General features: G+C 64.2%; 26 protein-coding genes, 1 other RNA gene and 1 pseudogene. 16 read left to right on the top strand and 12 right to left on the bottom strand.

What is annotated here, in order from left to right; translation table 11 throughout:
- Positions 1–41: 41 nt before the first annotated feature.
- Complete coding sequence (locus tag H7A87_RS17480; protein ID WP_119128236.1) at positions 42–473, bottom strand: MarR family transcriptional regulator; 432 nt, start codon at positions 471–473, stop codon at positions 42–44.
- 440 nt (positions 474–913) lie between these two features.
- Between H7A87_RS17480 and H7A87_RS21015 the strand changes: the two are divergent.
- From H7A87_RS21015 to H7A87_RS17465, 3 genes and pseudogenes are all read left to right on the top strand, one after another.
- Positions 914–1,367, top strand: a pseudogene (locus H7A87_RS21015) (HlyD family efflux transporter periplasmic adaptor subunit); the annotation flags it as partial.
- Between the two features lie 3 nt (positions 1,368–1,370).
- Complete coding sequence (locus tag H7A87_RS17470) at positions 1,371–1,757, top strand: hypothetical protein (RefSeq protein WP_104583153.1); 387 nt, start codon at positions 1,371–1,373, stop codon at positions 1,755–1,757.
- A 67-nt stretch (positions 1,758–1,824) separates the two neighbouring features.
- Positions 1,825–2,001: a hypothetical protein gene (locus tag H7A87_RS17465; protein WP_180496785.1), complete on the top strand. Its 177-nt coding sequence runs from the start codon at positions 1,825–1,827 to the stop codon at positions 1,999–2,001.
- A 325-nt stretch (positions 2,002–2,326) separates the two neighbouring features.
- Here H7A87_RS17465 and H7A87_RS17460 read toward each other — a convergent pair whose 3' ends face one another.
- The 3 genes from H7A87_RS17460 to H7A87_RS21010 form a co-directional block, all read right to left on the bottom strand.
- Positions 2,327–3,340: a hypothetical protein gene (locus H7A87_RS17460; protein ID WP_147421079.1), complete on the bottom strand. Its 1,014-nt coding sequence runs from the start codon at positions 3,338–3,340 to the stop codon at positions 2,327–2,329.
- Positions 3,341–3,687: 347 nt separating this feature from the next.
- Positions 3,688–3,966: a hypothetical protein gene (locus H7A87_RS17455; RefSeq protein ID WP_180496784.1), complete on the bottom strand. Its 279-nt coding sequence runs from the start codon at positions 3,964–3,966 to the stop codon at positions 3,688–3,690.
- The gene (locus H7A87_RS21010) at positions 3,963–4,493 is read right to left on the bottom strand and encodes a hypothetical protein (protein ID WP_321186772.1); all 531 of its coding nucleotides are present in this window, start codon (positions 4,491–4,493) and stop codon (positions 3,963–3,965) included. Before H7A87_RS21010 ends, H7A87_RS17455 begins: the two co-directional genes overlap by 4 nt.
- Before the next feature lie 302 nt (positions 4,494–4,795).
- On the opposite strand from H7A87_RS21010, the gene H7A87_RS17445 reads away from it, so the two are divergent.
- Both H7A87_RS17445 and H7A87_RS17440 read left to right on the top strand, forming a co-directional pair.
- Complete coding sequence (locus H7A87_RS17445; protein WP_119128237.1) at positions 4,796–5,059, top strand: DUF1778 domain-containing protein; 264 nt, start codon at positions 4,796–4,798, stop codon at positions 5,057–5,059.
- A gap of 4 nt (positions 5,060–5,063) precedes the next feature.
- Entirely contained in the window at positions 5,064–5,552 is a 489-nt protein-coding gene (locus H7A87_RS17440; protein WP_119128238.1) for a GNAT family N-acetyltransferase, read from the top strand.
- Between the two features lie 100 nt (positions 5,553–5,652).
- On the opposite strand, the gene H7A87_RS17435 is transcribed toward H7A87_RS17440, so the two are convergent.
- Positions 5,653–6,546, bottom strand: a complete 894-nt coding sequence (locus H7A87_RS17435; protein ID WP_119128239.1) for an NAD(P)/FAD-dependent oxidoreductase — start codon at positions 6,544–6,546, stop codon at positions 5,653–5,655.
- 149 nt (positions 6,547–6,695) lie between these two features.
- Between H7A87_RS17435 and H7A87_RS17430 the strand changes: the two genes are divergently transcribed.
- Positions 6,696–7,343 carry a TetR/AcrR family transcriptional regulator gene (locus H7A87_RS17430; RefSeq protein ID WP_119128240.1) on the top strand — a complete coding sequence of 216 codons (648 nt, stop codon included), beginning with the start codon at positions 6,696–6,698 and terminating at the stop codon, positions 7,341–7,343.
- A 397-nt stretch (positions 7,344–7,740) separates the two neighbouring features.
- On the opposite strand, the gene H7A87_RS17425 is transcribed toward H7A87_RS17430, so the two are convergent.
- Complete coding sequence (locus H7A87_RS17425) at positions 7,741–8,844, bottom strand: alkene reductase (RefSeq protein ID WP_119128241.1); 1,104 nt, start codon at positions 8,842–8,844, stop codon at positions 7,741–7,743.
- A 110-nt stretch (positions 8,845–8,954) separates the two neighbouring features.
- Between H7A87_RS17425 and H7A87_RS17420 the strand changes: the two genes are divergently transcribed.
- Positions 8,955–9,863, top strand: coding sequence for a LysR family transcriptional regulator (locus tag H7A87_RS17420; protein WP_104583159.1), 909 nt, complete (start codon positions 8,955–8,957; stop codon positions 9,861–9,863).
- 66 nt (positions 9,864–9,929) lie between these two features.
- Here H7A87_RS17420 and H7A87_RS17415 read toward each other — a convergent pair whose 3' ends face one another.
- On the bottom strand, positions 9,930–10,541 hold the full coding sequence (locus H7A87_RS17415) for a TetR/AcrR family transcriptional regulator (protein ID WP_104583160.1): 612 nt from the start codon (positions 10,539–10,541) through the stop codon (positions 9,930–9,932).
- Positions 10,542–10,757: 216 nt separating this feature from the next.
- Between H7A87_RS17415 and H7A87_RS17410 the strand changes: the two genes are divergently transcribed.
- The 5 genes from H7A87_RS17410 to H7A87_RS17390 all read left to right on the top strand — a co-directional run bounded on the left by H7A87_RS17410 (position 10,758) and on the right by H7A87_RS17390 (position 16,950).
- Positions 10,758–11,969, top strand: coding sequence for an MFS transporter (locus H7A87_RS17410; RefSeq protein WP_321186774.1), 1,212 nt, complete (start codon positions 10,758–10,760; stop codon positions 11,967–11,969).
- Between the two features lie 133 nt (positions 11,970–12,102).
- Positions 12,103–12,315, top strand: a complete 213-nt coding sequence (locus H7A87_RS17405; RefSeq protein ID WP_104583161.1) for a ParD-like family protein — start codon at positions 12,103–12,105, stop codon at positions 12,313–12,315.
- Positions 12,312–13,088 carry a type I methionyl aminopeptidase gene (gene map / locus H7A87_RS17400; protein WP_119128242.1) on the top strand — a complete coding sequence of 259 codons (777 nt, stop codon included), beginning with the start codon at positions 12,312–12,314 and terminating at the stop codon, positions 13,086–13,088. Before H7A87_RS17405 ends, map begins: the two co-directional genes overlap by 4 nt.
- Positions 13,089–13,255: 167 nt before the next feature.
- Entirely contained in the window at positions 13,256–15,055 is a 1,800-nt protein-coding gene (locus H7A87_RS17395; protein ID WP_321186775.1) for a chloride channel protein, read from the top strand.
- A gap of 416 nt (positions 15,056–15,471) precedes the next feature.
- Positions 15,472–16,950, top strand: coding sequence for a SulP family inorganic anion transporter (locus tag H7A87_RS17390; RefSeq protein WP_211909943.1), 1,479 nt, complete (start codon positions 15,472–15,474; stop codon positions 16,948–16,950).
- Here H7A87_RS17390 and H7A87_RS17385 read toward each other — a convergent pair.
- Entirely contained in the window at positions 16,903–17,148 is a 246-nt protein-coding gene (locus H7A87_RS17385; RefSeq protein ID WP_119128245.1) for a hypothetical protein, read from the bottom strand. The two genes, H7A87_RS17390 and H7A87_RS17385, sit on opposite strands and share 48 nt — an antisense overlap.
- A gap of 177 nt (positions 17,149–17,325) precedes the next feature.
- On the opposite strand from H7A87_RS17385, the gene H7A87_RS17380 reads away from it, so the two are divergent.
- The 4 genes from H7A87_RS17380 to H7A87_RS17365 all read left to right on the top strand — a co-directional run bounded on the left by H7A87_RS17380 (position 17,326) and on the right by H7A87_RS17365 (position 18,515).
- Complete coding sequence (locus tag H7A87_RS17380) at positions 17,326–17,535, top strand: hypothetical protein (RefSeq protein WP_119128246.1); 210 nt, start codon at positions 17,326–17,328, stop codon at positions 17,533–17,535.
- Between the two features lie 123 nt (positions 17,536–17,658).
- A complete protein-coding gene (locus H7A87_RS17375; RefSeq protein ID WP_104650156.1) occupies positions 17,659–17,892 on the top strand; it encodes a DUF1653 domain-containing protein in 234 nt (77 codons plus the stop codon).
- Between the two features lie 51 nt (positions 17,893–17,943).
- A complete protein-coding gene (locus H7A87_RS17370) occupies positions 17,944–18,282 on the top strand; it encodes a hypothetical protein (protein ID WP_119128247.1) in 339 nt (112 codons plus the stop codon).
- A 156-nt stretch (positions 18,283–18,438) separates the two neighbouring features.
- A non-coding RNA gene (locus tag H7A87_RS17365) (sX9 sRNA) lies at positions 18,439–18,515 on the top strand.
- 40 nt (positions 18,516–18,555) lie between these two features.
- Here the strand turns inward: H7A87_RS17365 and H7A87_RS17360 are convergent.
- The 4 genes from H7A87_RS17360 to H7A87_RS17345 form a co-directional block, all read right to left on the bottom strand.
- Positions 18,556–19,293, bottom strand: a complete 738-nt coding sequence (locus tag H7A87_RS17360) for a DNA/RNA non-specific endonuclease (RefSeq protein ID WP_104650158.1) — start codon at positions 19,291–19,293, stop codon at positions 18,556–18,558.
- Between the two features lie 584 nt (positions 19,294–19,877).
- Positions 19,878–22,010, bottom strand: coding sequence for a methyl-accepting chemotaxis protein (locus H7A87_RS17355; RefSeq protein ID WP_119128248.1), 2,133 nt, complete (start codon positions 22,008–22,010; stop codon positions 19,878–19,880).
- Entirely contained in the window at positions 22,007–22,435 is a 429-nt protein-coding gene (locus H7A87_RS17350) for a substrate-binding domain-containing protein (RefSeq protein WP_104583171.1), read from the bottom strand. The genes H7A87_RS17355 and H7A87_RS17350 overlap by 4 nt, the downstream gene beginning before the upstream one ends.
- Before the next feature lie 10 nt (positions 22,436–22,445).
- Positions 22,446–23,615 (bottom strand): hypothetical protein, encoded by a 1,170-nt coding sequence (locus H7A87_RS17345; RefSeq protein ID WP_104583172.1) that lies wholly within the window; start codon positions 23,613–23,615, stop codon positions 22,446–22,448.
- Positions 23,616–23,810 lie beyond the last annotated feature (195 nt).

The following is a 23,810-nucleotide window of genomic DNA, read 5'->3' as shown; positions in this document are numbered from 1 at the left end:
TGGTTTTTCTTATCCTCATTGGCGGCATCCTTAGATGCCGATCATTCCGGCGCTGGGTGGGCCAGCCCTTCGAGGGTTTTGCACAGCGACTGGATCTGCGCCTCCGTCAACTGACAGGCTGCTTTGATCTGGCCGTTAACCGCACGGATCTCACGTTCTATCGCTCGGCTGGCGTCAGTAAGGTCGACCAGCACCCGACGTTCGTCGTCCAGGTCACGTGTGCGGGTCACCATGCCAGCGACCTGCAGGCGCTTCAGCAGCGGGGTGAGCGTGCCTGGATCCATTCCAAGGCGGGACCCCAATTCGCCTACGGTCTGTGGGGCACCGTCTAGCAGGTTCAGGATGACCAGGTACTGGGGGAAGGTCAGGCCCAGTGGTTCCAATAGGGGCTTATGCAGCCGCGTCACTCGGCCAGCCGCGCCATAGAGCGCGAACGAGAGCTGCTCACCTACGCCCTGCTGTTTCCGTGCCATAGTTGTCCTGCATTTATTTGGTGCACCATATAACGGTACACGATTTAATGGCAACTTGGCTATTGAGCTCGACGCTGACATGCGGCGAACAGCGACTCTGACGAGGGCAAGTGAGTCCTAGATCCCTGCGCCGTCGATGCTCAATCGCACCGCGCGTTCCAGGTCGCTGCGCGTAAACGGCTTGACCAGGATGCCGGTGTAGCTCCGGGATACATCCCCGGCATTGAAGTCGTGGGGGGTAGCCCGAGGCGGAAAGGATACGCAGCTCAGCCAGATGGGCCTTGGCCCTACGTGCAAGCTCCCAGCCATTTATGGCCGGCATGACGATGTCCGAGAGCAGCAGGTCGACCTTGACGGCCACTGTTCATCGGGTTGTAGCGGCTCAGCAATAGGGTCGATGTCGCGGCACAAGTGATCGCGCTTCCGGAATTGAATGGGCTGCGCTGCGGGCACCGTTAGCTGGCACCGTCCAACAGCTGGCTGTGCATACTGTGGGTGGCGTTGTCGCACCAGCCCAGGCACTTCTGGTCGTCGTACCCAGCGAAGACGCTCTGGAGATCCAGGCCACCGTGCTCAACGAGGACATCGGCTTCGTGCGGCCGGGTCAGGATGTGATCGTGTAAAGTCGATAGCTTTCCATATACCCGCTACGGCTACCTAACCGGCAAGCTAGTTAGCGTCTCCCATGACGCCGTGCAGGACGAACTGCTGGGCCTAGTGTTCCCTGCCCGGGTGAAGCTGGAGCGCGTCGCACTGAACGTCGATAATATACGTGTGCGGTTGAATGCCGGGATGAGCCTTAGCGCAGAGATCAAGACGGGCAAGCGCCGGGTCATCGACTACCTGCTTAGTTGTTTTCAACAGCACACCACTGAATCCCTGCGCGAGCGCTGACACATGCTGACCCTTTCGCTGATCTATGTGGGCATCGTGTTCGTGTCCGGAATGCTCGGCTGCGGATGCCGGGTGCGGGTGGCCGCACATCGCCTGGCAACCGAGTCGATCGACAGCCCTGCGAAGGGCACGCGCTGGACGAATCGATACCTATTCTTCAGCTTCTGGCACCTGTTTGTCTCGCTCTTCTCGCTCGCTTTAATGCTGCCTTTGATGGATCTCCTCATCAACCACGGCGTACCCGGCAGGGCCCTGCCGGGCCTGTATCTGTTGTTGTGCCTGCCGTTGGCCAGCGTCTGCTACTGCATTGACCTGCGGCTTACACGCCGCTGCGATCCCCGGAAGCGGGCAGGGCGGCTGGCGCTTCGCAAGCGCCTGAGAGGGTCTTGATCCTTTCTGGACGTCCACGTGCTTCACGGGTTTCCACCTGAACTCCAACCGCAAGGAACGCGCCGCCATGACCACGTCCAACAAGACCATCTACTTCATCCAGGGCGACCTGGACGCGCCGCCTCCACCAGAAAAGCCGGATTCGCCTGAAGCGATACGCTGGTTCCAGAAGCGTACCTGCTGGAGATATCGCACTTTCTGCCTGATCCGGGCAAGTTCCTGGAGAATCCGTGCTGAAACCTGATTAAGTACGGGCCCTTCCTTACCCCGGCCCGTTGCATGGCTCCACAGGTGTAGAGGCGGTCCGGACCGCCGCCCGAGTGTAGGGATTCGCAGGCGTCGCTGCGCTCTAAGCATGCTCGCTCCGATCATCACGGCGCCGGCTGTCGGATTTGCCGGAGTGCAGAAAAACCCACCCGGGAAGTGCGCAGGCGTGGCGGGGCGACGATTGCGCGCGGCGAGGCGGACAACGAAATATTAGAGGCACCGCAACCCCTCCTGCGGTCAGGCTCTAGGCACGAGGAAGCCGCGCCCTGACGGCTTGTTTGCGTGATACGCCGTTTGGTCGGTCAATGCTTGCTTTGCTTGGTCTCGACCATGTCTGAGCGATTCATGCCAAGGCTCAGGCCCGTAGGTAGATCTGAGGCTGTTGCAATGAGCATAGGAGTGCTCGTGATGATTCGCCCGCTGTCCAGCACAGCGTAGGATGGGAACCACCTAAGTGCTTTGGCGTCGAACTCGTACACTAGCTTGGAGGCCGGGGTTCCTCGCCGCGCTAGCGCAGAGATCAAGTTAGCCCCTTCAGTAGCAGCATGGGATAGCGCTTCATGCGCAGCATAGTTCACTGAAATGTCATTTCCTCGAATTAGAAAACTGACATGGCAGTCCTGCTGATTGCTATCAATACAGACTAGAGGGGCCTTACGCTTGCTAGCCTTAGCAATAAATTCTTTCAGCCAGTTGTTGAAGCTTGAGTAGGCGGCCTTTCCTGCCTCCGTCGCGAATCCTTTGACTAGAGGGTTCCACACCAAGAATGCAAAACCGATTCCGATTCGGACGAGCTCTTGAATTGATTCGCTGGCATTGAGTGATAACTGAGTTTCCTCTACGGGAAGTGGAGCGTCTAGGACAGCATCCTCAACCCAGCCATCAGGTAATTCCCGAGGATCCCAGGCAATCTCTATCCGTGTGTTCGCGTCCAATTTGTTCGATTCGCTTATATGGTCTCCAGGAAATTGATCCAATTGCAGATCGGCAAAAGTGACAGCTTGATCACGTGTGTAATAGCCTAGGATCGCTGCGACAAATCGCTGTCCTTGCTGCGCCTGAAAAGCTGCAGCCTCAAGTACTTGGCCAATAGGGCGGCCAGGGTCATGGTTATGTAGCAGCTGGAGTGGTTCCAGCGCTAACGCTCGTAATAAGGAGTCGGGACTCGCCTCCACGATGAGCGATCCGTCCGCAGCACGAGCATCTGTCCAGATCACTCCCGCAGCGATCAGCTCATAGATGCCACCCTCATGTCGAGCGGTGGCTCCCTTTGCCCACAAGCGTGCCTCAAGGGTTTCGGTTAGAAGATCTGACATGCGGCATAGCCTCTAAAGAACTGACGGACATTGCCTTAGCACAGCGCTGGCGCCAGAGCTGCACATCCCGGGGTCTTGATTGTGCTCCAAAGGCGTGGCGCTGTACGACAATATGAAAGTCCTGACAGTAACTATGGTGGTAACTGTCACTACTTAGATGGTCTAATCCTTGCAAATATAGGGATTCGGGCCGAAGTGTGGTTGAGGGTGGGCCAATAGAAAGCAGGCACTTGGACGCGCGCCCAAGTGCCTTTTTTTGTGGCTCGGAAACTATCGGGGAACGTCGTGTCCTTCTTCACTGATCGCGTAGTCGGCGTCTTCTGGATAAGCGATTACGTGTGCGGTGGTCATCGTACGGCTCCATCGCCGTGCGCGTGCCTGCGCAGCCAAGTGAGGACATCAACTGCCGGGTCTTCATGCATGCAGACATGCAACCGGCCCAGCACCACGCTCTGCGCATCGCCGCCTGGCAACACGTCATCAAAGCCGGTGGCTTCGCAGGCGATCAGGACCGGCGGCAGACCGGGTTGCGCGTGGGAATGCAGCATGGCCAGCACATAGCCCTGCATCATTTCGAAGCTGAGGGTGACGCCCGTGCAGACGCGGAACTGTTTGCTCGTGCTCATCGCCGCACCTGCGCATGCAAGGCGTCGACTGCAGCGAGCGCTGCTTCGCAGTCTGCAAACGTGAGGGCGTGGACGGCCTTGTCTGTATTTGCGGGGCGTGCCAACCGGCTCAGCCACGCGGTATGGCTGCATTCGAAGGTATTGGCGATCAGGCCGACATGCTGGGCAATCTGACGCGCCGCAGACGCGGGTGTTTCTTGGGTGTCGTAGGACATGTGGATTTCCTCAGGTTTTGGAAATTCGTCACCCCGACGCCAATCCGGGTGACGGACGGTACGCGGTTGGCGTGCCGGCCTGAGGACCGGTGGGCCTTGCGACCCCCGCGCACCGCCCGCCATAAAGCTGGCCGGCATGCGCCCGCGACGATGCGAGCGATAAAAAAAGCGCCATGCATCGATCGATGGGCGCTGGTGCGCCTCAGGTTCCGGGACGCCAATCCCGGTCGCCGAATATGCGGCGACGCACGCATCCTCGCTCCAGCTCATGGCGCGTGTCAACGAGAAAGCATTGGAGTTGGCAGAGCTCATTTCGAGAAACTCCGGCACTACGTAGGCGTGCCTGACGCTCTTTCGGGCTGGGCGCCGTAGCCGGCGAGCGAGCACACGCGTTGCAGGTCAAGGCAGGCAACTATGTCGTCCAACCTCTGATGCCAGGCACTGGCCAAAGCGCCCGTCTGCTCGCTAGCGGTTGTCACGCGCACCGCCTGTCTGCTGTCTTGTCCAAGCCACCAAGGTCGTTGAAGGTCCACCACGACGCCCGCCTGGGGCGGGGCTGGTCATTTGACACGGGCGGCCTGTACGGTAATATGCCGTACAAATAGGAGCTTGCAATGACCGACGCCGCTGCCCGTCTCGACCTGCGATTGAACCCGGCCGACAAGGCGAGGATTTCCCGTGCCGCCGATCTGCGTGGCGTGCCACTTTCGGCCTTTGTGCGTGATGCGGTCATGCGCGAGGCGGAGAGCGTCATGGCCGCCGAGTTGACAGTGACGTTGTCGGCGGAGGAATCCAAGCGATTCCTGAAAGCCTTGGACGCACCCTTCCAGCCCAATGCCAAGTTGAGGAAGGCGCTCGCCCGCGTCGCGCAGGGCTAAGTGCGTGCCAATCGTTGAGCAACTCCAGCCAGAGCGGCACGACCGCAACGGTTTCAGCTGCGGGGAGTCGACACTGGATGCGTATTTGCGGCGGCAGGCGGTGCAGCATCACAGCGATGGCATCAGCACGACCCATGTCCTGGTGGATGATGAGGTTGCTGGCAACATTCTGGGCTACTACACCTTGTCAGCGGCCCAGCTCTTGCTGACAGCGTTACAGGAGCAGGATCGCAAGCGCCTGCCCAACTACCCGGTGCCCGCGATCCGGATGGGACGCTTGGCGGTTTCATCAGCAGAGCAGGGTAAGGGGCATGGGGATTACCTGCTGGCACATGCGATCGCTCGTTGCTTGAGTCTGCGGGAGCAGTTGGGCGTGCGAGTGCTGCTGGTGGATGCCTTGCATACGAAGGCAGCCGGGTTCTACAAGAGCTACGGATTCCGTGAGGCTGCAGAGAGTGCGCTGACACTGTATCTGCCGTTGGGGACTTCGTAGTCGGGCCCAACGTCGTTGTTGAGACCCTCGGCCGCTGCAATGCATGGAAGCCGCGATGTGGCAGATCGAAGGTGATGTGCTCGACATTCGTCGGTCTGTCTCAAACCAGCATCGATTGCTGGGCGGCGATACCCGCCGTGGCGCCCTGCCATGATGCAGTGGTGACCGAGGCCATTCCGGGATTGGCGAGGTCGCCTGCGGCGTAGATGCCGGGCATGCTGGTTTCGCGGCGCTCGTCGACCTTGAGGGCGATGCCGGTTGGCGTATTGACCGTGGCCAGGCCCAGCGATTCGTGCAGGCTTGCCGATGGCGTGGTGCGCGGATGCGCAAACAGGATATCGACCGCAACGTCGGAGCCGTCATCGATGCTGATGGTGGCACCGTGGTCCCCGTGACGGGCAATCCCGGTCATCCGGCCATCGGCCACAGGCACGTTGCGGCCTGCCAGATCGGCCCGCAGCTCGGGTGCGATGGCGTGGCCATCGGCAAAGACCGTCAGCCTGTTAGTCCAATCGTGGAACAGCCGGACCTGGTGCATCGACTGCGGGCCGGACCAGACCAGGCCCCAATGTTGCGAGGCGACTTCGAAGCCATCGCAGTAAGGGCAGGGCACGATGGATGTCCCCCAGCTTTCGGCATAGCCCGGCACCGCAGGCATCTGGTCGACAACGCCATAGCTCAGGATCAGGCGACGCGTCTTCAGGCTTTCGTGATCGTCGGTGAGCACGCAGAAATCGTCGATAACGCCTGACACCCGCTCGGCCCGCGCATCGATCAGCCTGATCGTTGGATAGCGCGCAAGTTGCTGCCGGGCCTCGACCAGGATGTCCAGCGGTGGCTTGTGATCGTGGCCGAGCACGCCGTGCGAGTGTCCGGCAAAGCGGTTACGCGGCCGGCCGGTGTCCAGGACAGTGACCTTGCGGCGGGCACGGCCAAGCTGCAGGGCGGCGGCGAGACCTGCAAAGCTGCCGCCGATGATGATGACGTCATCCATAGGAATAGGTTCCGAGCTGTCAATGAAAGAGGCCGCCGGCCTGGCGAAACGCCTGGAGCTGGAAACGCGCCAGCCTGCGGGTTGCTATTTTTGGTACTGGTTAGTATCCTAAATACAGAATTAGGATACTGTCAAGGACTCAAATTCGAGTGGCCCAGAACAGTCAAAGCCGGCGCGGCCGGCCAACCAATGCGGCGCTTGGTCAAACGATCATCGACGCTGCCTATGCGCTTTTTGTGGAACTGGGCTTCCAGGCGACCACATTGGACAAGGTCGCCCAGCGGGCGAAGATCTCCAAGCTCAGCATCTACCGGCACTTCGAGAGCAAGGAGGCGCTATTCAGCGCGGCCATCGCAGACCGGTGCCACCAATTTGCGCCGCAGGTGTTTTCTGAAAGCGTCGGCGGCTCGGCTGAAGACCAGCTGATGGCCGTTGGATCATCGCTGCTTCGCACCCTGTTGAGCCCGGATGTCCGCAGCGTTGAAGCCATGGTCATGGCCGACAAGACGAACCAGAATTCATTGAGCAGGCTCCACTACGAGGGCGGCCCCGCGTATGTCATTGCCCAAATCGCGGCGTTGTTACGTCAGTTGCATGAGCGGGCACTGCTGGACGTGCCCGATCCTCTCGGGTCCGCGCGCTTGTTTGCGGCGCTTTTCAAGGGAGCCGACCTGCTGATCATCGCGCGCTTCGATGCGCGGAAAGCAGAAGACAGCCATGAAATCGAGTCCTACTGCCGGTCGGCTGTCGGAATGTTCATCGCCGCCCATGGTGGCAGGCGCCACGCGCCTGGATAGCGTGGTGCTCTGCAGTCGGCTCAGCGATCTGCAGGCGTTTGATTTGAGGTTGGCCGGGAAATTGCCGCGCAATTAGCTGCGGCTGGGCGGTCTTGCCGTCGGCAGCGCATGGTCTTGGCGGTCGTCGTTGCCAGTGTCGCGCGCCACCTGGCATTCGGCGCCCGTTGCCCAGCGTTTGTGCGCGCGCTATTGCAGGTCGATGGCGCGCCGCCGGCAATCACGCATGCCGCCAGCGCAAGGGACGACGCGTCACTCGCGTCCACCTCCATGCGCGCTGCAGCCCCGCGCAGAAGCATGCCGCTGCGCGCTGCGATATCCTATGGAGGCGAATTCGCAGGGCGCAGCGGCAGCTGCCGGCGGTGCATCGACGCGGTGGATGCGTCTTGTCAGGTTGCGATCAGGTTGCGGCCGGATAGTCGATGTAACCCTCGGCACCGCCGCCGTAATAGGTGTCGCGATCCGGAGTGGCGAGCGGGACACCTGTCTGCAGGCGGGCGACGAGGTCCGGGTTTGCAATGAAAGGCTGGCCGAACGCGGCTAGGTCGATCACCCCCTGGTCGATCAACCGAGTGGCCCATTCCAGGGTCAATTTGCCCGCAAGGATCACGGTGCCGCCGTAGCTGCGCTTGAACGCTGCGAGGAACGTTTCGCTCATGTCGGGAGAGCCGTTTGCGTGGTTGTCGTTTAGATGCACATACGCAAGCCCACGCTTGGCCAGTTCTTCGGCCAGATACAGGTAGCTGGCCTCGCTCTCCACGTATGCGGGCATGTCGAATTGGCGATTGTTCGGTGCAAGGCGGATTCCCACCTTGCCCGAGCCGATGCGCGCTGCCACTGCATCCACGGTCTCGAGAATGAGCCGCGCCCTGTTCTGCAGCGAGCCACCGTAGGCGTCGACACGGTCATTGGTGATCGGGTTGAGGAACTGCTCGAAGAGGTAGCCATTGGCCGCGTGGATCTCGATGCCGTCGAAGCCTGCATCGATCGCGCGTTGGGCCGCCTGTTCGAAATCCCTGACGATGCCCGGCACTTCTTCGGTCTCGAGCGCGCGCGCCGGGCTGGGCTCAGCCGTCCCTCGCGTTCCGTCCTCGCGGTAGATGAATGCAAAGCTCTTGGAGCTGGATGCAACCGGGCGCGTGCTCGCGCTCACCGGATCGGCGCCATTGGGCTGTAGCGAGGTATGCGACATGCGGCCCACATGCCACAGCTGGGCGAAGATCTTGCCTTGCCGCGCATGCACTGCATCGGTCACCACCTTCCAGCCGGCAACCTGCTCCTGCGACCAGATGCCGGGCACATCGATATAGCCCTGGCCTTGCTGCGAGACAGGCGTGCCCTCGCTGACAATCAGGCCTGCGCTCGCGCGTTGGCCGTAATACGTGGCCGTCAATGCGTTCGCAACGTACTCCGGATTGCGGGCGCGGGTCATCGGTGCCATCACGATGCGGTTGCTCAGCCGGGTGTCGCCGAGATCGAAGGGTTGGAAAATCGTTGATGTCATGGGGGGAGGTATTTGGTGGGGAGGGCTAAAGAAGGTAAGGTTGACTTCGATGCACATAAAGGTGCCAGGAGTCCCGCCATTGGGGACATCAATTCCCCAACGGAGGTCGGATGATTCCTGTCGAGACACTCAATGGGCTGGTCACCTTCGTCACCGCGGCCCGTTCCAGCACGTTCACCGAGGCGGCCGCGTCGCTGGGGATCTCGCGCTCGGCGGTGGGCAAGGCGATCGCTCGCCTGGAGGCGCGGCTGCGCGTGCGCCTGTTCCATCGCACCACGCGCCGCATCGCGCTCACCGCCGACGGCGAATCCTATTTCGCCGCATGCGCTGCTGCGTTGGAAGAGATTGCCAGTGCAGAAGCCGGCCTGGCCTCGCAGTCGTCATTGCCCACCGGCCGGCTGCGGGTGGACATGCCCTCGTCTTTCGGCCGCCACGTCATGTTGCCGATCCTGCTCCGCATCGGCGCAGCGCATCCCGACCTCCACTACACGCTCTCCTTCAACGACCATCTGATCGACCCGGCCCAGGAAGGCATCGACCTGACGATCCGGTTTGGCGGACTCGAAAGTTCGGGTGGCCTGGTGGCACGCAAGCTGGGACGCCAGCGCCTGGTGTTATGCGCATCGCCCGCGTATCTCGCCGCGCACGGCACTCCTCGCACGATCAAGGACCTGCAGGCGCATCGCAGCGTCGTGGGCTTCCGCAATGGCCAGCCCGTCGGCTGGCGGTTTGGCGGCAAGGTGGCCGACCGCGATTTCGTACCTGAAGGAACGCACCAGTTGAATGACGGGGACGCTGTCATCGACGCTGCGATCGGAGGTCTGGGCATCTGCCAGATGCCGATCTCGCTGGTGCGCCCGCACATCCAGTCGGGCAGCTTGCGGCTCGTCCTGGAAGAGTGCACGGGCTATTGCATCGAAATCTACGCGCTCTGGCCGCGCACGCGCCACTTGCGCCCGAAGGTGCGCTACGTGGTGGACGAGTTGGTGCGGCTTGCTGCGATCGGCACCTTCGACTGAGAAAGTCAGCGCAATGCGCGCTGCCGTTCCTGGCCGCTGCGGCGCACGGGTTGAAGCGCGGCCTGCCTAGCCGGCCTGGGCGTCCCAGAACCCCATGAGCTGGGTGATGGCGGCATCCATCGCCTTGAAGCTCATGCCATCCCGGGCGAGCGTGGAGAGCCCGAGCAGGAAGCTGTCGAACACGCAGGTCAGTGCGGCGGCGTCGGCGGCCGGCCCGAGGTCTCCGCTGGCGATGGCGCGGTCCACGCAGGCGCGGATGCCGGCGCGGGTGCGGGCGCGCGAGCGCGTCAGCGGTGCGCACAGTGCCGAGAACTCCGGCGACGGCGCGCTCATCACTCCCAGCGTGACCATGCAGCCTTTCGGGTGGCCGCGCTCGCACTGCATCTTGGCCGAGCGGCGCAGCGCGAGTTCCACCGCCTGTTTCGGGCCGAGCGTGGTGTCCCACAAGCAGTGGGTCACCTTTGCGTAGGTCGCCAGGTAGCGGTCCATGCATTCCCTGAAGAGCGCTTCCTTCGAGCCGAATGCGGCATAGAAGCTGGGCGCGGTGATGCCGCCGCCAATCGCGGCCTTGAGCTGGCTCAGCGAGGTGGATTCGTAGCCCTGTTCCCAGAACAGGTGAAGCGCCTGCTCGACCGCGGCGTCGCGGTCAAAGCTGCGCGGCCTTCCCATTTGCGCCATGGCGCCCTCCGATCTCTACATCAAGACTAGTCGATACAGATATCGTTGACAACGCGGTCACCGCGCGAATATATATATCGAACGATACAGATCATGGCGTGGTGTTGCCGGCCGGCAGGTCCCAAGACGACCTGTTTTTTTTGGTCTAGATGTGTATCGATCAATATAGATGTAGCGAGCCGTGCAGAAATCTCCCTCCCCAACGAAGGACAGCGTGTGACCTCTCCAACTGCATCCACCGCCGGTGCGATCCCGCCGCCATTACCAATCGCCGCCCTGTTGGCGCTGGCCATGACCGGTTTCATCTGCATCGTGACCGAAACCCTGCCGGCAGGGTTGTTGCCGCAACTGTCCGCGGGCCTTGGCATCAGCCCGGCACTGGCCGGGCAGACGGTGACCGCGTACGCGCTGGGTTCGGTGATGGCCGCCATCCCGCTGACCATTGCGACCCAGCAGTGGCGGCGGCGTAACGTGCTGCTGCTCACCATCGTCGGCTTCCTGTTGTTCAACTCGGTCACCGCACTGTCGAGCAACTACAGCCTGACCCTGGCGGCGCGCTTCTTTGCCGGCGCAGCGGCAGGCCTGGCGTGGAGCCTGCTTGCCGGTTATGCGCGGCGCATGGTGCAGCCGGACCAGCAGGGCAGGGCCATGGCGATTGCGATGGTGGGCACGCCGGTTGCGCTCTCCCTCGGCGTGCCGCTGGGCACCTGGATGGGAGGCCTGCTGGGCTGGCGGAGTGCGTTTGCGGCGATGTCCGGATTGACGCTGATCCTGATCGTGTGGGTGCTGCTGAAGGTGCCCGACTACCCGGGCCAGTCGGCAGCGCAGCGGGTGCCGCTGCGCAAGGTGCTTGGCACGCCGGGCGTGCGTCCCGTGCTCGCCACGGTGATGGCGTGGATGCTGGCCCACAACATCCTGTACACCTATGTGGCGCCGTTCGCCGCACACGCCGGGCTGGGACATCGCGTGGACGTGTTGCTGCTGATCTTCGGCGTTGCGGCACTGGCTGGCATCGGCGTGGCAGCAAGGCTGGTGGAGCAGCATCTGCGTGGCACGGTGTTGGTGTCGTTGGCAACGTTCCTCGCGATCTCGGTGGTGCTGGCATTCCTGCAGGACGTGCAGCCTGTGGTCTACGTATGTGTGGCGATATGGGGGCTGACCTTCGGCGGCGCGGCGACCCTGCTGCAGACGGCACTTGCCGACAGCGCAGGCGAAGGCGCCGATGTGGCGCTATCGCTCAATGTGGTGGCGTGGAACAGCGTCATCGCCGGCGGTGGCGTGGTGGGCGGCGTGCTGCTGGACCACTGGGGCGCGCAGACCTTCCCGGTTGCCATGGCCTTGCTGCTGGCCATCGGATGGTTGATTGCATGGCGTGCCAGACGTCATGGGTTTGCCGCAGGCGCACGCTCGCCGGTTGCCGGCCACTAGCGCTCCGTTCCCGGTTTCCTTCCCGGCTGCGTTCGCTTGGCATACCCCGAGCGCAGCCGAGGGCCTGTACCCGCGTTTGTGCGCGAATATACGTTTCATATACGATTCGTATATTCCTGACATCGGAGCTTGCATGGGCATCGTCAATATCGATGACGAACTGCACGATCAGCTACGTCGCGCGTGCACGGTGACCAGCCGGTCGATCAATGCGCAGGCCACGTTCTGGATCAAGGTCGGCATGCTGTGCGAGATGCATCCGGAGTTGTCGTTTCAGCAGATCGTCGCGCAGCAGCTGCGGGCGGCGGGCGTGCGGCCGCCATCCTTGAAACCGGCGCGGGCATGATCAAGCAGCCGGCGGAGATTGCGCTGATGGCCAACGCCGGTGCGTTGCTGGCGCGGGTGTTCCATGCGCTGGATCGGCTGCCGCTGGCAGGCCGCAGCACGCTGGAACTCAACGACTTCGTCGAGCGGATGATTGTCGATGAGCTGGACGCGCGGCCGGCCAGCAAGGGGCAGTACGGCTTTCCCTTCGTGCTCAATGCCTCGATCGACGATGTGGTGTGCCACGGCGTGCCATCGGCTGCGGACGTGCTGCGCAACGGGCAGATCGTCAATCTGGATATCACGCTGGAAAAGAACGGCTATCTTGCCGACTCCAGCACGACGTACCTGGTGGGCGAGGTGGCGTATCCGGCGCGGCGGTTGGTGCGGGCTGCCTATCAGGCGATGTGGAAGGGGATTGCCGCGGTGCGTCCGGGCGCGCGGCTGGGCGATATCGGTCATGCGATTGCGCGGCATGCGCGCGAGCAGGGCTATGGCGTGGTGAAGGAATATTGCGGGCATGGCATCGGCCGGCAGATGCATGAGGAGCCGCAGATCCTGCACTACGGGCATGCCGGCACCGGGATGCCGCTGCAGGAAGGCATGGTGTTCACCATCGAGCCGATGCTCAACCAGGGCAGGGCGGCGATCCGCGCCGAGCCGGATCGCTGGCCGGTGCGTACGCGCGATGGCACGTTGTCGGCGCAGTTCGAGCACACCGTTGCGGTGACGCGTACCGGTGTGCGTGTGCTCACATTACGGCCAGGCGAAAAGCCGCTGTGTGCGCTGGGGTGAGCGCGCCGTCCCCCGGCGCGTGGCCGGCGCCCGCTGCGCCGCCGTGTTCGTTGCGTGCCCTGCCGCGGCCAGACTGCGGCAGGTCAGCCAGGTTGCTGCACACTAGGCCGCATCGCTGACGTCTCCCCGCGCGCCGGCACCCTGATCCGGCGGAGCGCTGGTCTTCCATGCAGCCACTTCCTCACAACCCCATGCATGTCGTGCACCCGGCGGTCGCACCCTGGCGCCGGCCGCTGGAGTGGTTGCGCCGGCAGTTGCGCGCCAACGATCTGTGGTTCATCGGGCTGGCAGCCGTGGTGGGGCTGATCGCCGCGGCACTGATGGTGGTGCAGGCCGGTATTGCGCATGCGCTGCAGGCCTGGCTGTACGCGCTCGCGCCGGGCGAGCGGCTCAGCACCGCCGAAGCGATCACCGCCACCCAGTTGCTGGTGTTGCCATTGGGCGGCCTGCTGGTGGGCCTGGTGGCCTTGCTGGCGCGGCGGCGCAAGCGGCCGCTGGTGGATGCGGTGGAAGCCAATGCCCTGCACGGCGGGCGGATGTCGATGCGCGACAACCTGATCGTTGCGGTGCAGACGCTGCTGTCCAACGGCGTTGGTGCATCGGTGGGGCTGGAGGCGACCTATACGCAGATGGGCGCGGGCGCCGGTTCGCAGCTGGGCCGTGTGTTGCGGGTCCGCCGGGCCGACATGCGCACGCTGGTCGGTGCCGGTGCGGCCGGTGCGATCGCCGGTGCGTTCGGGGCGCCGCTGGCCGGTGCGTTCTACGCATTCGAGATCGTGATCGGCGCCTACACGCCCTCGGCGCTTGCGCCGGTGGCCGCAGCGGCATTGGCCGGTGCGTTCATGGCCAACGCGCTCGGTGCCGCGCCGTATTCGTTGCCGGCGGCGGTGGCCTATCAATTGCAGCCGCGCGACTATGCGATCTATATCGCGCTGGGGCTGACCTGCGCGTTGATCGGCATCGCGGTGATGCGGCTGGTGGCCGGTATCGAACGCGCCGTGGGGCGGATCGCGCTGCCGATCTGGGGCCGCCCGGTGGTGGGCGGGTTGCTGCTGATTCCGCTGGCGATGTATTCGCCGCAGGTGCTGTCGTCGGGGCATGGCGCCCTGCACCTGGACCTGACCAGCAGCAGCACGCTGCAGGTGTTGGCCGGTGTGCTGGTGCTCAAATGCATCGCGTCGGGCATCTCGCTGGGTTTCGGCTTCCGTGGCGGCCTGTTCTTCGCTTCGCTGTTCATGGGCTCGCTGGTGGGCAGCCTGTTTGCGGTATTCCTGAACCTGCTGGTCGGCGCCGCGGCGGTGGATATCACCAGCGCCTCGTTGGTGGGCATGGCCGCGTTGGCGGCAGCCATTGTCGGTGCGCCGATGACGATGGCGATGCTGATCCTGGAAGGCACGCACGACTTTGTGCTGGCGAGCGCGGTGATGGTGGCGGTGCTGGTGGCCAATACGGTGGTGCGCCAGGTGTTTGGCTATTCGTTCTCCACCTGGCGCCTGCATCTGCGTGGCGAAAACATCCGCAGTGCACGCGACGTGGGCTGGGTGCGCAACCTGTCGGCCGGCAAGATGATGCGCAAGGACGCCAACCACACCGCGCACGACACCACGGTGAGCGAGTTTCGCCGGCGGTTTCCGTTGGGGTCCACGCAGCGCGTGGTGCTGGAAGACGCCGCCGGCCATTACGCCGGTGTGGTGCCGCTGGCGGTGCTGTATGCGGACAATGTGCAGGCCGATGCGCAGGTGAGCGACTACGCCAGCCACCGCGACGCGGCATTGCTGGCAGACACCGACATCGTGGCGGTGATGAAGGTCTTCGACGTCACGCAGGCCGATGAGCTGGCGGTGATCGATGCCCAACGCAAGGTGCTGGGCGTGTTGTCGGAAAGCTTCGTGCGCAAGCGCTATGCCGAAGAGCTGGAAAAGCGCGAGCGCGAACTGATGGGCGAGCGTGTGCTCGGCGATGACTGAGCCACGTGCTGCCGGCAGCGGCTGAAGCGACAGGGCGCGTGCTGGTCCGGCACATCCACCGAATGTAGCCGGCGTCTCCGGCAATGCCCTGCGCCCGCGACGCATGCAGCTTGCCCCGTGGCAGCGGCACCATGCGATGCCAATACGCATCTTTCAGCGGCCTGCGCGTTGGTGGTGTTCCGGCATCGGCAGCGTTGCTCGGCTTCGACTGCTCGATGTGCATGCGCAGCAGCGCGCCATCGGTTGTGCTCACCGACATCAGCGCGTTAGCATGAAGCTTCGTCCAGCGCGATTTCCTCCGACACATGACACCACCCTGACCTAAGGCATCACGCGCTCGCAGTTGCTGCGAAGGTCCAGGTGTTTGACGTTCATGTAGGCGCGCCGTGTGTTTGCCGGTGCGCGGAGGCGTTTCAATGTCCAGAGTTTTCTCGTTGCGCCAGCAATGGCTCGGCAACGTGCGTGGCGATGTGCTCGCCGGCATCGTGGTCGCGCTTGCGCTGATTCCCGAAGCCATCGCGTTTTCGATCATTGCCGGTGTCGACCCCAAGGTCGGGCTGTACGCGGCGTTCTGCATTGCGGTGGTGACTTCCATCGCCGGTGGCCGGCCCGGGATGATTTCTGCCGCCACCGGCGCAATGGCGTTGTTGATGGTGGACCTGGTCAGGGAACACGGGCTGCAGTATCTGCTGGCGGCCACCGTGCTGGCCGGCGCGCTGCAGCTGATCGCGGCGGCATTGCGCCTGGGTGCATTGATGCGCTTTGTCTCGCGCTCGGTGATCACCGGCTTCGTCAATGCGTTGGCGATCCTGATCTTCCTGGCGCAGCTGCCGGAGCTGGTCGGCATGCCATGGCCGGTGCATGCGGTGTGTGCGGCGGGCCTGGCCATCATCTATCTGCTGCCGCGCTTCACCACGGCGATTCCCTCGCCGCTGGTCGCCATCGTGGTGCTGACGGCGGTGTGCGCGTATTGGCACATCGACATCCGCAACGTGGGCGACATGGGCCGTCTGCCCGACAGCCTGCCGGTGTTCCTGTTGCCGGACGTGCCGCTGACGTGGGACAGCGTGCGCATCCTGCTGCCGGTGTCGACGACGCTGGCCGTGGTGGGCCTGCTGGAGTCGCTGATGACTGCACAGATTGTCGAAGACCTCACCGACACCCCGTCGCAGCGCAACCGCGAATGCGCAGGCCAGGGACTGGCGAACCTGCTGGCCGGGTGCTTCGGTGGCATGGCCGGCTGCGCGATGATCGGGCAATCGGTGATCAACGTGCGCTCGGGCGGACGCGGGCGCCTGTCGTGCCTGGTGGCCGGCGTCGTCCTGCTGTTGATGGTGGTGTATGGCGCGCCCTGGGTGCGCCAGATTCCGATGGCGGCACTGGTGGCGGTGATGATCATGGTCAGCATCGGCACCTTCAGCTGGGGCTCGCTACGCGATCTGCGCACGCACCCGGGGAGTTCGTCGGTGGTGATGCTGGGCACCGTCGTGGTCACGGTGTGGACGCACGATCTGGCCCGCGGCGTGCTGGCCGGGGTGCTGCTGTCGGCGCTGTTCTTTGCGCGCAAGGTCGGGCGCATGTTGCAGGTGCAGGCCAGCGAGCGTGACGACGGGGCGCGCGTGTATGCGGTGCGCGGCCAGGTGTTCTTTGCATCGGCCGGGCAGTTCGTGGCCAGCTTCGATTTCCCGGGCACGCCGCCCAAGGTGCTGATCGATCTGAGCCACGCGCACTTCTGGGACATCAGCGCGGTGGCGGCGCTGGATCGGGTGGTGCTCAAGCTGCGCGCGCACGGCGCCGAGGTCGAGGTGATCGGCGTCAATCAGGCCAGCGACACGCTGATCGACACCCTAGGGACCCATCGGCGCGATGGCGCGCGCCTGCAGCTGGGGCACTGAGTTCTGCTGCTCGTGCGCGGCCCGCTCGACCACTGGCGTGGCCGTGTGGCGCGCATGTTCGTCCAGCAACGCGGACAGGCGACGGTGGCAGTCGCGGAAGGCCAGCGCGGAGGCCGGCATGTCGCAGGCATCGAAGGTGCTGGCCTCGGCTTTCCAGGCGGCGAGCAGGTTTTCCAGGTTGCGGATCAAGCTCGGCATGCGGTGACTCCGTGGGCGTTTTCATCAGTACGGCCACAGGCACCGGCCGGATGCGGTGGCGCCCGCTCGGCTCAGGCGTGGCCGGCATGGGCTGCGCTGCGATCGTGCAGGACACACGTGCACGTCACATCGGCGGGAGGAGGGTGGCCGTGCGGTCTTTCACCGCTGGAGCTGACCATGAGCAACGACGAAAACGGCAATCGCGGCGTGGACGATCCGACCCCGCCCAATGGCGTCAAGGCGCCGGGCAGGGACACTGCGCCAATCCAGGAAGGGCCCGCGCAGGACAGCGAGATCGATGACGACGATGGCATCGAGGACCCGGTGGAGGACGATAGCGACCTGGGCGACGAAGACGAAGAGGACGAAGAGGACGACGACCAGTAAGCACGTCGCGGCGTTGTCCGCGCCGTGCATCGGTGACACCCGCATGCCGCCGGTTGCGCGGCATGTGCTGGCTGTCGCGGGCCGGGCTGCCTAGACTTGGGGGCTGCCCATCCTGTGACATCCATGGACACCTCTCTGTCGCCATTACCCAGCATCGCGTTGGGCCAGTACCGCCACTTCAAGGGCGGCCGTTATGACGTGCTCGGCGTCGTGCGCTGCAGCGAGACGCTGGCCCCGCTGGTGCTCTACCGCCCGTTGGACAGCGACGTCGGTCTGTGGGTGCGGCCGTATGCGATGTTCGTCGCGCAGGTCGAGGTGGACGGCGTTGCGCGTCCCCGCTTTGCGCGGGTCGAGTAGGCGCGGCTTGGCCTGCCCAACGTCACAGGGTTGTTTGCGAGTGCGTTGGCAATGACGGCCGCCACTGCGCCCGTCACCACGCCCGATGGCCGGTATCTGATCGTACGTGGCCGGCTCTGGCGTACCGCCAACCCGCATCTGCGCGAAGACGTGCGTGCCGGGCTGGTCGGCGCGCTGATGGATGCGCGGCGCGCGGTCAAGGCGGCCAGGCGCGATGACGATGCCGGGCGGCTGGCTGCAGCGCGTGCGGCGGTGGACCGTGCCAAGACGGGGCTGGGAGAGCGCGGCCCGGTGTGGTGGAGCGATGGCGCAAAGGACTTCAATCGGTATCTGGTCAAGAACACGCCCTACGCGGACTGGTTTGCGGCGCTTGCCGCGCCCGATGCCTGAGTGCGTGTTGCGGCGGGCCATGCGTGGCGCTGCCTGCAACGACAAGGCCCGGGAATCCCGGGCCTTGTCTGCTGGATCACACGCCCCCTATGGAGCGCGGCTGGCCAGGCTGCTGCGCTCAGCGCCAGGCGGGCACGGCCGGTGCTCGGCATCGGCAAGGGCCATGCGGACACTCCGGTTCCGGGCGCGCCGTCCGCACCCACCTGACAACTGCTCGCAACATGGCGTCAGCCGCTGTTGATCGACGCGGCGAGAGACGCGCGCAGCCCGCGCTCAGCCCAGGTCGCAATTGCTCGGCTGCGGCCAGGTGGTGGCGGGCAGCATGGCCTTGACGTCGGCCGGTGCGGTGATGCCGATGGTGCTGGCGCCGTAGAGGTCTTCCAGTTCGTCGATGCTGACGATGTAGCTGTCCAGCGAACCGAGGTTGGCGCTGTTGGGAATCAGCCAGCTGATCGCGCGGGTGCCGCCGCCGGGGTTGGCGGTAATGATCGTCTTCCAGAAGAAATCCGGGGTGCGTATGCCGTGGCTGCTCAGGAAGTAATCGTTGGTGGTGTCGCTGTAGATCACGCCGCCGTAGACCTGCACGCTGGCGATGTCGCGGTAACACTCGGCCACGTTTTCCGCGCGCACCCAAATGCCCTGATTGAAGCTGGCCACCTGCGGCACGATGTTGGACATGAGGTTGGCGCGACGGATGTAGGTCGCGTTGTAGTCCATGTGGTTGGAGGTCACCAGGTGGCCGCGATCGTAGCCGGTGCGCACGCTGGCGTAGGAGGCCGTGGAGGTCTGGCCGGCGCAGCCGCTGGGCAGTTCGGTATCCAGATTGAAACTGGACGGACGCGCCGCCGAGCCGGTATCGGCCTGCAGGACATACTCATAGCGCAACGCGGTGTGGTTGGTGCAGTCGTAGCGCAAGGTGTAGCCCCCCTTGTTGAGGGTGACGACCTGGGCGTTTGCGCTGGCACTGGCAGCGGTGAAGAGCAGGACGGCGAAGAAAGTCCGGAAGCGCATGGGTGTGAATCTCCTGGAAATCGATCGGACGCACGAGGCCACCGCCGGCTGCCGGGGGGCAGATCGACGCTCAGCGGAACGCGCGCTGGATGGGGGACAGTTGGCTCGGTGTTCAGCGAGCGCGACAGCTATCGCACGCAAATGTTGCTTGGTGGTGACGTAGCCGTGAGGACTGTGCGGTCGCGCCACTTTTTTCCGCAGAACTGTGATCTGTTTTGCGCATTGTTCGGCATATGGCCCGGCAGGCGATAAGCACCGGGGCATGCGTGGAGTGCGCAGACGCGCCTTCCGGACCGGACTTTTGCGATGGCGCGCCGTTGGGCCATCGGCAAAGCGCGGTCGCAGGTGTCGGACAACCCCGCATGTCCAGGTCGGGGTAAGCCAGCGCTGGCTGGCAGGTGGAGCACGCCTGGGGCGACGTCGGGACACCGCACCGATCGTCCTCGGCGCGCCACGCGCGTGGCGCTACGTGAAACGACGCCGGATCACCGCCGTGTCTGTCGCCGGGAATACAGGAACCCCCCTTCTGCAGTCCATGCAGAAGAGGGGCGTCGGGGACATCGCGGGACGATCCGGTCGATCGCCTATGCGGCGTCTCGTTCCAGCTGCTGCGCGCCGGCAGGCTCCAGCTGGAACAACGAGACCAACTGGGTCAGGGTGCTGGACTGCTTCTCCATCGCCCGGGCCGCGGCCATGGCCTCTTCCACCAGCGCTGCATTCTGCTGGGTGGTTTCGTCCATCTGGATCACCGTCTGGTTGACCTGTTCGATACCGGCCGATTGCTCGCTGGACGCGGCGGTGATCTGGCCCATGATGTCGGTGACCCGGTTCACGCTGGCGACGATCTCGGTCATGGTGGTGCCGGCCTTGTGCACCAGCACCGAGCCTTCGGCCACCTTGCCCACCGAGGCGTCGATCAGCTCCTTGATCTCCCTGGCTGCAGCGGACGAGCGCTGGGCGAGCGTGCGCACTTCCGAGGCCACCACTGCAAATCCACGGCCCTGTTCGCCGGCACGCGCCGCTTCCACGGCCGCGTTCAGGGCCAGGATGTTGGTCTGGAAGGCGATGCCATCGATGACGGAAATGATCTCGGCGATCTTCTTCGATGAGGTTTCGATGCCCGACATGGTGCCGACCACCTGGCTGACCACCTCGCCGCCCTTCGAAGCCACACTGGCCGCACTGCGTGCCAGTTCGTTGGCCTGCAGTGCGTGTTCGGCGTTCTGCCTGACGGTGGAGGTGAGTTCCTCCATCGAGGCGGCGGTCTCTTCCAGACTGGCCGCCTGCTGCTCGGTACGCCGCGACAGGTCCTGATTGCCGGCGGCAATTTCACCGGCCGCAGTATCGATCTCCGACGAGGAATGCTGGATGCGCCCGACGATGTCGGTCAGGCGGTCCACCGTGGTGTTGGCATCGTCGCGCATGCGCGCAAACACGCCGGCAAAGTCGCCGTGCATGCGCGTGGTCAGGTCGCCGCTCGCAATCGCCTGCAACACCTGCGACACCGCACCCAGGCTCTTGTCCGAGCTGCCCATCAGGTGATTGAGGTCCACCACGATCTGGCGGAAGTCATGCTCGAAGGCGGTTTCGTCGCCACGTGCGCTGAAGTCGCCCGCGGCTGCGGCCGATGCCAGCCGCTTGATCTCGCCGTTGATCGACAGCAGGCTGGCCCGCACATCGTTGATCGATTGACTGATCACCGCCTTCTCGCCCGGCAACGGCTCCAGCTGCTGCGACAGGTCGCCGGCGGCATAGCGTTCGGTCAATGCAACGATCTGCATCGTCACCGCGATATGGCTGGACACCAGCGCATTGCTGGCACGCACCATGCTGCCGAATTCGCCGGGGAATTCCTGCTCGGCGATGCGGTGACTGACCATGCCGGCCTCGTGCCTGTCGCCCATGTCGGTCTGCGCCTGGATCACCCGACGCAGCTGGCGCTGCATGCTGTCCATCGCCTGCAGCAGCTGGCCGACCTCGTCGTTGCGGTCGATCGAGATGCTGTTGTCCAGCTTGCCCGAGGACACCGCATGCGCAATGCCCACCGCACGGTTCAGTGGTTGGGTGATGGCGCGTGCCACGATCCAGCCGAAGGCGATGCACAGCACCGCACCGACCACACCCAGCACCAGCCCGCCGAGGCTTGCCGCCACCGAGCTGTCCACCGCTTCCTGCACGGTGCCGCGGAAGCGTGCATCGGCGCGCTTCTGCATGGCGGTCAGGGTGGTGCGATAGGTCTCCAGTGCCGGCGCCATGGCGCTCATCTGCGCCGCGTCGGGTTCGCGCTGCTCCACGAACGCGGCGGCCACGCCCTGGGCCAGGCCGTAGTAGTCGTCGAACTGCTTGCCCAGCCGGGCAAGCTCCCTGGCATTGGCCGGATCGGCCTTCTGCAGTTTCACGTAGGAAGCGTGGATCTCCTCGGCCACCGGCTTGGTGGCCGCCAGCATGTCGGCATCGCCGGCGGCAGCGGCGCCGTTGAGCCCGTTGATGAGCTTGTCCAGCGCAGCCACGTTGCGTGTCATGGCGTCGAGCAACGGAAAATGCACGTCGCGTACCGCTTCCAGGCGGTCGTTGTTGCGGTGGAACACCAGCGTACTGAAGGCCACATAGCTCGATAGGCAAAGGATCGCCACCGCGGCCGGCATCAGGATTTTCCAGAACAACGGTAGCGACAGGATGCGTCTCATGACGTGAGTCTCGAGCAGGGGGCGGGTCACGGCTTCAGGACGACCTTGACGCTGGGGTCGACCGCGCTGGCACTGATGTAGCCGATGGCGCCCGGCGTGGCGGCGACGGCCTTCTTGACCGCGTCGTCGCCGCTGACACGTTTGGGACGCTGCGCCTTGCCGGTGAACATCAGCTGCGACCAGTACGACTTCAGCTGCGCCGAATCGCGCGAAGCGACTTTCTTGTAGAACTCATCGCGGGTGGCCACGCCTTCTTCCTGGTCGATCGGCACCGCTGCGCCGCCACCGGGCAGGCTGCTGGATTTGGCCAGGAAGATCTGCGACACCTGCGCGGCGCTGAGGCTGTCCGGGCCGCCCTTGGCCGCCATCACCACCACGACATCGGCATTGGCGCAGAACGCGGTCAGCGACAACGCGGCAAGCAGCGAGACTGCAAAACACTTGGAAATGGTCATGGGGGCTCTCTTAGAACACGAAGTCGACGGAGGCCGACAGCAGGTTGTAGCTGCCGCCCGGACGGAAGCCCGGCTGGATGTTGTTCAACGATCCGAACGAACCCGCGTTGTTGTTGATGTGGCTGGCCTGCAGCTTGAACGCAACGCTCTCACGCGCATCCCAACGCAACGCGGCGGTGAAGCTGTGGCGGCCGCTCTCGGCCTGCGCCAGTGCGCGCGTCATCACGCCGACCGGATCCTGGCCGGGCGCGATGCTCGGGCCCTTGCGATCGACGTTGGCATAGGTGATCGACGGCGTCAGCGTGCCGAAGCGCCCGCCGACACTGAGATAGCCGGAGGTGGTCTTGCCGTTGAGCGAAGGCGAGTAATCGGCGCGGATCACTTCGCTGCGCAGGAACCAGTTGCCCGGATCGTAGGCGTAACCCACGCTGGCAAAGCTGCCGTCCACGCCATAGGTGGTCAGGCGATCGGCCAGCGCGGGATTGATGCGCTGATAGGCCGAGAACAGGCGATCCAGCGACGGTGTGTCGAAGGTGCTGGTGCCGACGATGTAGCCGGCACGGAAGGTGGATGCGCCCGATTCCAGGCCGATGGCCAGACCGCGCAGCGCGTCCACGTCGGCCTTCTTGGAGTCGATGCGGCCGTAGAAGCCCTGCACGCTGACCACGCTCTGCCCGGCGTTGATGGTGTAGACGCCTTCCACGCCGTCCATCGGCAGCAGATAGTTGTAGACCTCGTACGGCGGACGCACCCACGGCGTGGCGTAGCCGACGCGCTGGTATTCGGACAGCATGTACAGCGGCGCGGTGATGCGCCCCAGGCGCGCGGCGAACTGCGGGCCGAACTGATACTTCACGTGGGCCAGGGTGACCTTCGGCGTGTAATCGGCACGCTCGGCGTATTCGCTGGTCACCTGCAGCACGCCGGTGAACTTCTCGGTGAAGTTGGCGTTGACCTGGCCGGCAATGCGCGAGTCCGGGCGTGCCGAGGTGGAGTGACTGGCACCGGCACCTTCCACGGTCTGGATGTCGGGCGTGAAGTCGGCCTGGTCCTCGGTCGAATGCACCACACCCAGCGTGCCGAAGCCGCTGAAGGAAAACATCGCGTCCTGCTGCGCGTAGGCGCAGGTCGACGATGCCAGGGCGATGGCGCCACTGAGAAGCTTGACGGTCAATTTCATTGAAATCTCGGCTGGGTGGGTGATGGACGCAGCACCATCGATGGCGCGCGGGCAAAAACGGAGATGGGCGCCGTGACGCCCTGGAATGCGGTAGCGGCCGTCTGCATCGTTGCTTTAGCAGGATTTTTACAATCGGGATTGGCCGGTTAAGAATCCAACGCGCGCAAAAAAAAGCGGGCGATAGTTTTGCTCTAT

The sequence above is a fragment of the Xanthomonas sp. CPBF 426 genome (assembly GCF_903989465.1).
GTDB classification, from domain to species: Bacteria; Pseudomonadota; Gammaproteobacteria; order Xanthomonadales; family Xanthomonadaceae; genus Xanthomonas; species Xanthomonas euroxanthea.
The sequence above is the reverse complement of the archived record's forward strand: the minus strand, read 5'-3'. Positions and strand labels throughout refer to the sequence as shown.